Below are 9,132 nucleotides of genomic sequence, written 5' to 3'. Positions count from 1 at the left end.
ACCCTTTTCTTATCCGATATCCCCACAATTTTTCAGGAATTGCAACGCCTCTAAATCCATTTTTTACCATATTAATAACACTATCATAATCTTCCATACCATATATCATCTGACGGTCATTCCCACCTGAAGATAGAAAGTCGTTTTTTTTATACACCAATGCACTACTATTAATCATGTTATGTGCTAATAAATAGGGAGGTTCGGGATTAAAAGATGGCCAACTTATATCACTTCCTTCGAAATAGGAAGCCCAACACCCAACGAAACTCACATTATTATATTTCCTAATGAGTTTAATGGCTTTTTCATAATAGCTAGGCTCAACTTTATCGTCAGCATCTAAGAACGCAATATATTCACCATTCGCAATATTCGCACCAAAATTTCTTGTTGCACTTAAGCCTTCATTTTCTTTTCGAACTACCTTTACCTTTCCTGATAATTCAATCTTTTTTAATGCTTCAATGCTTCGAATATCTGTACTTCCATCATCTATTATGAGTATATTCTTATTTGGGTACGTGCAGTTCACTACAGAATCAACGGCTTCGTTAATATAATTGCCCATGTTGAAAAATGGAATGATAATGGTCAGCTTTCCCTTGTCAGTCGTACTAGATTGCCTGCTACTTTTCTTTCGTTCAATATCTTCAATAAAAGGAAACTTGGGCTTACTACTTTTACGCGCAGTCTTATTTTCTAGTAAATAGTTAATTTTCTGATTATGTACATTCGAATAATTGCAATTTCTCTCAATCGTATCCCTGGCATATTTACCTATAGTCTGAATTTCTTCATTTTCAAGCGATAGAATCGATTTCATTTGTGAAATGAAGCTTTCACCTTGCGGATCATGAGAAAAAATGAATCCGTTTTTACCCGAATTAATCAGTTCTTTGTGTCCGCCACAATCAGAAGCCAGTACAATTTTACCAAGAGACATGGCCTCAAGAACTGTATAAGGCAGGTTATCAACGATGCTGGGCACTAAAACAACATGCGCTTTTTTAAGTCTAGTATTAATATATTCAGGATTAATATGGCCTTCAAAGATTAATAGTCCTTTGTCGATATACGATTTATATACTTTTCGCAAATGGTCACTCAGATCCATCATCTTAGGATAAAAGAAATGGGATCCTCCACCAATTAATCTTAAAGGATGTTCGAAGCCCTGATCCCATAGCCGTTTAAAGTATGATAAAAGTTCAATACAACCTTTTTGTGGAGTTAATTTTCCAAAAAAAACTATATCGAATGGTGTGAAATTAAACTCAGGTTTATCAGATTGTTTGAATGGGTTAAAAATGACTGTTCTCTCCTGTTCAGACCAGTCGTAGTAATCATCCGTTTTGTCAATCAAATATTGACTAGGTGAAATAACTAAGTCAGCGCTTTTAAGCACGGACTTTTCCATTTCTCCCGTCCAGTACATAGGGATTTCATATATAGGAGCTTGATTATAATCTAAATATAAAAATCCGGGCGCATGAGCCGTAACATAAAAAAGTGTATTGGGGAAATAATCCTCAAGAGTGAGTTTTTTCTGAAGTGCAAAATAGGCTATTCCATTATATTCCTGTGCCTCAATAAAATCTGGTTCATCATTATCAGTTGCATATTTCTTGATAACTTCAGAAAATGACAAACTTAATGCAGATTCATTTCCTAGATATTCGAAATGAGAGTCATCTGGTCGAAATTTGACTATTGTTACACCATCTTTGAGTTCAACACTTTTAGTTTTGATTGTGTAATCTGGAACAAAAACGGTGACGTCATGCCCTTCTTGTTGCAACATTTGCCCAGTATGGTAGCAATAAGTACTTATACCACCTCCACTTAAAGGGGGGTATTCAGTTGTAAGTATCCAAAAGGTCATTTAAATGAACGGCCTTAGCTTATTTTTTTTAAAACTACATCACAAAATAAATTCGGATGAAAGGCGTAATATATAAATTCCCAATCATTTTTAACACAGAATTCATTGGTTGCTTGTACAACTCCGTATTTTGTATTGGAAAGGTGATCATACATAATGTAGTCATTCATCACAATATAACCGTCATCTTTAATTTTATTAGCACTGGCTTCTAAATCCTTTTTCACAGAGTTATAGTCATGTCCAGCATCTATATAAATAAGATCAAAATAGTTATTTGGATAGTGTGCCATTATTTCCCAAGATATCCCTTTTTTAATTACAGCAACACCTGAATTAATCTCTTTTTCGAATCGCTTATGCACAAACTCCTCATGCTGACGTTTTGTAAACCTATCTCGGCCTGGAAAATCAGCACAATTGTATAGATCAATCATATGAATTTCCTTCGGGGCTAAGTTATTAATGAACCAATCTGATAAGTCTCCTCCAAGAACCCCAATTTCCGCTATCTTTTCCTGAGCGCCTAGCTTTATTAGAGCTTGATATCTATCTACAGCAAACTGACAATTAATTAAATGTTTGGTTGCTAATACCTGCATATATGATTTATAAGAAATGACTAAGTTAGAAATATAATTGCGTGAAGAAGAACTAATTCTTGAATAAATTATGAATATAATTTAATGCTTTCCCTAATCGAATAAACCACCGAGGCTGGTGCCCATATGTTATTTCGTACCATTGTTTTTCTTTCTCTAGTGCATCTAATCTTTTAAGCAATAAAATTCTTTCTAATGGTTTATTCAGAACGTCCTTATTTTCATTGAAACCAACATATAAACGAGTTTTGTCTTTGATAAGCTCATATTTCCTTTTTGTTTCAGTATCATCTTCTAATGCATTCTGAACATGTATATTCAACGCGGATTTATAATCATCTTTTTGGTGTAAAATGTATTCATTGCTGCGCTGAACATCGAACGGGTGTTCAAAGTCATTAAATCCAGCACGGCACGCTCTAAGAGTATAGTCAATATGTCCCACCCCTCGAAATCCAAAATTTTCTACATCCATGTAGCCTACCTTTTTTATAACCTCAGGTGTTAATGTAAAAAAAGCACCTTGTACATCTTCTCCTTTGCAATGACTGATCAGCGGCCCTTCTTTTTTAGGAGGATTTAGGCTCTTTTCTGGGCGCCAGCTGGAATCAAAATGGCATAAATGATGGTAACCACTCTTTTCTATAGCATTGATGTAAAGTTCTTCCCAACCTGGTTTTATAAACTCTATATCGTCATCACATTTGAAACAATAATCGAAATCTATTTTTTCTAGTTCTCTAACGATTGTGTTAAATTGATGGTGCACACCCTGGCGGTCATTATTTATGACCATAATTGGAATATCAGGTATTTTTAACTCCTTTAGATATTCTAAAGTACCATCAGTCGAGCCGTCATCAGCGATAATGATTAGCCATTTGGATGTAATGGAGGCTACAAAAGAATCGATAAGCTTTTTTAAAAAATGAGATCGATTAAATGTAGTAATTGCTAGTATATTCATTTTAAATTAGTCCCGTTTTATTGAGATTTGAATAAAGATACCTAAGATAGTGTACCAACAACAAGACGGTTGATAATAAATGCTTTACTTTCTAATAATATCTAGTAAAACTCCATTATATCGTAATACTTCTAAGGAGGAACTCAACAAGTATATTCCAAACGGAAGAAATTTAATTTACGAAAGATGGTCTACTCCAAACAATAGCGTTGAAGTGCATTATTGGCTACCCAAAGAGCCCTATTTTAAGCCAGAGTATTATTCAGATGTTTCAGATTCTCGAATCAGGCTCTTTAATGGTTGGATCAATGATGGGAACCCTCTGAATACCCGGCTTAAAAAAAGAGATTTTGAGAGTAATGAAGGCAATTCTGGAGAATTCATTTATATAGATATCAACCAAAAGGGTGATGGTTTTTTGGCTAGGAATTTAACATCTTCTGTTCAGGCATATTATACTGAAAACGAGGATTTTACAGTTATTTCGAATAGAGTTGGTCTTATAAACTACTTTTTAAGACCCAACTCATCATTAAGAGATTGTCTGGATACTAATTTTTTAGCTTGGTCAATATCGACTTCATGGCCACATGACAATTCTTCACTATTTAAAGATGTTAAAGTTTTATCTCAGGGGGCTAAAATCATTTTTAAAAATAATAAAGCTCTTTTTGAAAAGAAGGAAGGCGACATTTGGGCCGACCAAATTTTTCAAGAATTATATAAACAAGATAAGAAGCGATATTGGGACTTGTGCTTTGAGAGATTAACTGATCATCTCAATCTTTTTTTTAGCCATTTTAATGGGCCTTTCAATTTTCCTCTTTCAGGTGGTAAGGACAGTAGACTATTATTGGGGTTAATATTAAACTCTAAAGGGAAGAAACTAATAAATAAATGTATAACAAATGGGCCTCCATATAGTGGAGAAGTAATTGCAGGTAGACTTCTTGCCAATCAGCTTGGGTTAAATCATGAGATTAATGAGGGTGGGTATCATGGGTTTAACATGACGGACAAGCTGGGCAAACATATATTTTTCACTGAGGGCGAGGTATCGCCTATGGATTTGACTCCAAATTTCCTGCGAACTTCGAATAAAATGATATTGAGAGGGCAGGAAGTAGGATTAAGAAATATCAGTAATGTTCGAGAGGGGAATATTGATAAAGTTGAAAGTTGGTTTTTCAAACATTTAGGAAATTTTAATCATTTAGGGTTTCTAAAGGAATCATATGTAAATGAAAGAAGAAATGAATTTAAAAACTTATGGCTCAAAAGAAATCAAATAGAAAAACTTACCAATCTACACACAAAAAATAGGATTGAAACGAGGTTTCTTCGATGGGGAGGAAGGATATGGACGGCCCATAATACTAATGAGTTTACTCCATTTATTTTTTTGGATGATTACATCGTTAAGTCTACATACAATGCTGGTGTAGATGCCAGAATGAATGAGGAATTTCATTTTGAGATGATGAAAAGATGTGGAAATGATTTGGTTGAGATTCCTTTTTGTAATCAAAAGTGGTCCGAAAAGTATCATATTGACAAAAAGCCAATTGAACATTATCAAGTGGACAAAAAGCCCATGCGCGGATCTCATGCAGTATTGTTTAAAAACCTTGATAATATTAAACGCTTTATCTTGGATTCTAATATTGTTGACCTTTTAGAGCCAGTGGTTGATTGGGAAGACTTCAAAAGCTTTAGACAAACGGATTTAAATCGGGGCCATTATCAGCCTTTTTGGCAATTGGTTCAAATGGCTGCTATTTCTAATTGCAATAGTTTTACTCAAGATGAAGTATGTAGTATCCATGAAAAAATGGATGGCTTCCCTGATCTTAAAGACGATTATGAGAGTCTTGATCCACTGACCTTAGAAAAGTCGAAAACTAACAAGTACAAGGAGGTGATTATTGAATTACTGACAAAATATGAACTCGAAAACAAGACACAACTCGATGAATCAAATTTAGATGGACTTAAAATTTTTGGCTATTATATTACGAAAGCGAAAGACTAGAATCTTCTAAAAATCCCCCCAAATTTTAAAAACCACTTAGGCAAATGATCAAAGGTTCTTGCGTACCAGTCTAAGTCATTTTGTTGTTTTTCGATGGTTCTCTTTTGGTTCACAATTATTCTTTCGTTTTCTATCAATCGTTCACCAAAGTCTTCCAATTTACGAATCATGCGCTCTTCTATACTTAGGTTTAAATCTAAGTTGTCTTTTACATCTAGTTTAAGGTATTGGTAGCTCCAATTGATGGATTTTATTAGCTCAGTTTGTTTCGTATCATTTTTTGAGAATGTATCAAAAATTCTTGTCTCTGAAGGTGTTTCAATTTCTTTTATCCAATCTGCTTCCCTCTCAATGCAGATTAAGGGTACATTATTTCTTTGGCAGTATAGTCCAAAGAAAATATCAACCATATGAGTTTCAGATATGTCAGCTAAATTGAAATTAATTAAACTAGTATGATATGCTAGTGTACCCGTACCAATTAAGTGTACATATCTATCTGAATCATTTTCTCTATAAAAACTTATCACTTCACGGGATGAGATATCGTAATACCGTTTAAAGCCTTCTTTAATTTCGATTCCGTGTGTTCCAACTGCCGCTTGATATTGGTAATCACCCAGCTTGTTCAAATAAGTTGCTACATAGTCGCTCGGATATAAAATGTCATCATCAAAAGTAAAATGAAATCCATTAAGATTAGATGCATTGAAGAATTTACCATTATCAGCTATATCACCATGATCTTGAGATCTTTGTACAACAATTTTTGGGTGATTTAAAAATTCTGGCACTCCATCAAAACTGTTTAAGTACACATTGAGTTCATCAACTTGATTGATAATAGTCTTAATTACTTTTTCAAGAATGGATAGGCGTGAGGGTATCGTAACCATGCTACCTGTTACTTTATTGCCTAATGTTTTTATCTCTTTGACATTCTTTTCAGGAGATATTTCATGTTTAAACTTTACGTCAATACTTGAATCCACAGCAAATGGTCTTTTAATCTGAGGATATTCAACATATAACTTATTTATATTTTCATCGACTTTTGAATGCCAATTTTGATAGTTCTCAACATATGTTGTTCTTGGGCTAGAACCTATCTCTACTGTAGCTGTGAGAGAATCTTCCCTACTTCTGTTAAAATAAAGCAACTCTTCAAGTATACCTCTAGACCCATTCCCATAGAATTTCATTATTCTAGCATTAAACTCATCGTCTGCTGCTACACGTACAGAATCGTAGAAGCCAATATCATCGAATACGGCTCTTCTAATCATGCTCGACTGAAAACCAAGGCGTGGAGCTATTAAGTGTGTACCATCTTCACCAAATCGAGTATATTGGCACAATACAAACTTCTTAGCATCGTAGGTTTCCAAGAAATCAACTTGTTTTTTAATTCTGTCTTTATCTGATAAATCATCAGAGTCCTGGATTGCTATATATTCGCCATGACTTTGTGTGATGCCGTAGTTTTTAGAATAATAGGTACCGCAATTAATACTATTTTGGAAAAGTCTGATTTTTGGACTATTTATTTTTTGGATAATATCAATCGTTTGATCGGTGCTAGAGTCATCTACAATAATCAACTCGATATTAGAATAAGATTGATTTAAAATAGAATTGATCGCCTCTTCTACATATCTTTCTACGTTATAGGTAGTCATTACAACACTTACAAGGGGCATTTTTTTTAGCTCAATTACCCAACTTGATTTTTCTTCGAGATTTTCAATGTCCCTTATCGCCTGTGTCAAATCTTTGCTAATACTATCCATTCTTTCGAATCTCATTTAATTTTATCTCAATTTGGCGAACCTTGATCATGAATTTTAGTTGATTAATCTTTCGTTTTAGGTCATTCATACGTTTCAAATTTAGCTACAGTATTTCTTTAATCTTAGCGATTGATGTTAAAAAGACTAATTTTGAACATTAAATATACGTATATGCAGGTATTTGTTTTAGGTATGCACCGATCGGGCACATCAACCCTTTCAAGACTTTTGAATATGATGGGTTTGTACTTCGGAACGGAAGGAATATCTACACGTGCGAATGAAGAAAATCCTAAAGGGTTTTGGGAGAGAAAAGATGTTCGAGAATTAAATGACTATATACTTCAGGAGAACGGCTTCGACTGGAACCAAATTGCGGGGTTTGAAGGGTTACAAACTTTTTCTGAGGAATCCATAACACAATTTGATAAAAAAGCGAAGCAACTAATAATCAACCTGGATGCTTTTAGACCATGGTTTTTGAAGGAACCACGCTTTTGCTTAACACTACCGTTGTGGAAAAGGCATTTGGAAGTACCCATTATAATTTTCATCTATCGCCACCCTCTAGAAGTAGCCAAGTCACTAGAATATCGAAATGGCTATTCATTAGAATATGGTCTCGCTATGTGGGAAAGATATACTGAATTGGCGATAGAGCACTCAGCTGGGTTTCCAAGTTTGGTAGTCAGTTACAATAAACTATTAGAAAATCCGGGAGAGGTCATAAATATAATTCATGAATTTTTAACAAGGCAAGGAGTTCATGGGCTACGAGTACCCAACAAGCGGGAACTCGATGGCTTCATAGACACGAGTTTGCACAGGCAAAAAGTCTCATCCATCTCATTAAACGAATTAAGTAGTTCACAGAGTAATCTTTTTGCCTTACTAGAGCATAGTTTGCATGATTCAATTAACTTTAGTTTTAAATCAGGAAAAATAAAAAAAATACTTAAAGACTCAGAGGAGAGTATAATGTTAGATAAGCAGTTAAAGGAAGATTATTTGAAATTGAAAGAGAAACTAAAAGAAAATAATCTTCAATTAAAACAATATGAAGAAAAGTATAAAGACGACCTAAAGAAAATTCAAGAGCAGAACAAAGAATTAAGGCAGAAACAAAAGGAAGACATTAATGCCTTCAAATCTGAACTTCAAAAAGTACAAATAAAGCTCATTGAAAAAACGATAGAATCATTCAAGAGTGATATCAAGGAGCTTAAAGCACAAACCCAACGTTTAAGTCAATCACTTGAAAAAAAATCAAATGAATTGAATTCGGTTACTCTTACTTTAGAGAAAGAAAGATTCATCCATCAATCAGATAAAAAAATAATTGATGAACTAAATTCATTGACTAAAGAACAAAGAGCTCAAATTGAAAGTCTTGAAGAGAATTTAAACACCTCAAAAAAACATACCAGAAACGTGGAAAGGCATTTTCAAGGTATTGAAAGCCGATTGGCTAGTAAGGTAAAAAGTCTTCAAGAGACACTAAAGCAGAAGGAAAAACAAGCAAAAGAAAAGGACTCCACAATCGAACGGCTTTGGCAGGCTAATCAGGATTCACGTATTAGTAGGCGTATTACAAAGCCGTTCAGGTTTTTATTTTCTTTACCGGTTAAAGTGGTTAAGAAAATAACTTCATTCTTAAAAAAAAAAGAACCTGAAACATTCTATAGTTTAGTAGAAAACCTAATTGATTTAAACCGATACCCTCAACATACAGAATTCAAAAGCCTTTATTTGGCAAGTGAAAGTAGTGTAGCAGCTGCAGCCTCTGAGGCGAATGACTTGCTGACCAAATCAAATCCACTAATATCAGTTATAATGCCCACATACAATAGGGCAGA

General features: G+C 34.2%; 6 protein-coding genes. 2 read left to right on the top strand and 4 right to left on the bottom strand.

Annotated features, from left to right (window positions below; all coding sequences use genetic code 11):
* The 3 genes from RLO81_RS17605 to RLO81_RS17595 form a co-directional block, all read right to left on the bottom strand.
* Positions 1–1,885, bottom strand: a 1,885-nt coding sequence (locus RLO81_RS17605) for a glycosyltransferase (RefSeq protein WP_350114758.1), incomplete at its 3' end; no start/stop codon positions are given.
* A gap of 14 nt (positions 1,886–1,899) precedes the next feature.
* Positions 1,900–2,487, bottom strand: a complete 588-nt coding sequence (locus tag RLO81_RS17600) for a class I SAM-dependent methyltransferase (RefSeq protein ID WP_350114755.1) — start codon at positions 2,485–2,487, stop codon at positions 1,900–1,902.
* A 52-nt stretch (positions 2,488–2,539) separates the two neighbouring features.
* Positions 2,540–3,454, bottom strand: a complete 915-nt coding sequence (locus RLO81_RS17595) for a glycosyltransferase family 2 protein (RefSeq protein WP_350114752.1) — start codon at positions 3,452–3,454, stop codon at positions 2,540–2,542.
* Between the two features lie 79 nt (positions 3,455–3,533).
* Here RLO81_RS17595 and RLO81_RS17590 point away from each other — a divergent pair, with 79 nt between their 5' ends.
* A complete protein-coding gene (locus RLO81_RS17590) occupies positions 3,534–5,486 on the top strand; it encodes a hypothetical protein (protein WP_350114749.1) in 1,953 nt (650 codons plus the stop codon).
* Here RLO81_RS17590 and RLO81_RS17585 read toward each other — a convergent pair.
* On the bottom strand, positions 5,483–7,291 hold the full coding sequence (locus tag RLO81_RS17585; RefSeq protein ID WP_350114746.1) for a glycosyltransferase family 2 protein: 1,809 nt from the start codon (positions 7,289–7,291) through the stop codon (positions 5,483–5,485). The two genes, RLO81_RS17590 and RLO81_RS17585, sit on opposite strands and share 4 nt — an antisense overlap.
* Positions 7,292–7,408: 117 nt before the next feature.
* Between RLO81_RS17585 and RLO81_RS17580 the strand changes: the two genes are divergently transcribed.
* Positions 7,409–9,132, top strand: a 1,724-nt coding sequence (locus tag RLO81_RS17580; protein WP_350114743.1) for a sulfotransferase family protein, incomplete at its 3' end; no start/stop codon positions are given.

Origin of the sequence: Fulvivirga sp. (assembly GCF_040220315.1) — a bacterium.
In the GTDB taxonomy this organism is placed as follows: domain Bacteria; phylum Bacteroidota; class Bacteroidia; order Cytophagales; family Cyclobacteriaceae; genus Fulvivirga.
The sequence above is the reverse complement of the archived record's forward strand: the minus strand, read 5'-3'. Positions and strand labels throughout refer to the sequence as shown.

Coding starts and splice junctions, on each gene's coding strand:
- RLO81_RS17600 (WP_350114755.1), bottom strand. CDS start 2,487: ATGCAGGTATTAGCAACCAAACATTTAATTAATTGTCAGTTTGCTGTA.
- RLO81_RS17585 (WP_350114746.1), bottom strand. CDS start 7,291: ATGAGATTCGAAAGAATGGATAGTATTAGCAAAGATTTGACACAGGCG.
- RLO81_RS17595 (WP_350114752.1), bottom strand. CDS start 3,454: ATGAATATACTAGCAATTACTACATTTAATCGATCTCATTTTTTAAAA.
- RLO81_RS17590 (WP_350114749.1), top strand. CDS start 3,534: ATGCTTTACTTTCTAATAATATCTAGTAAAACTCCATTATATCGTAAT.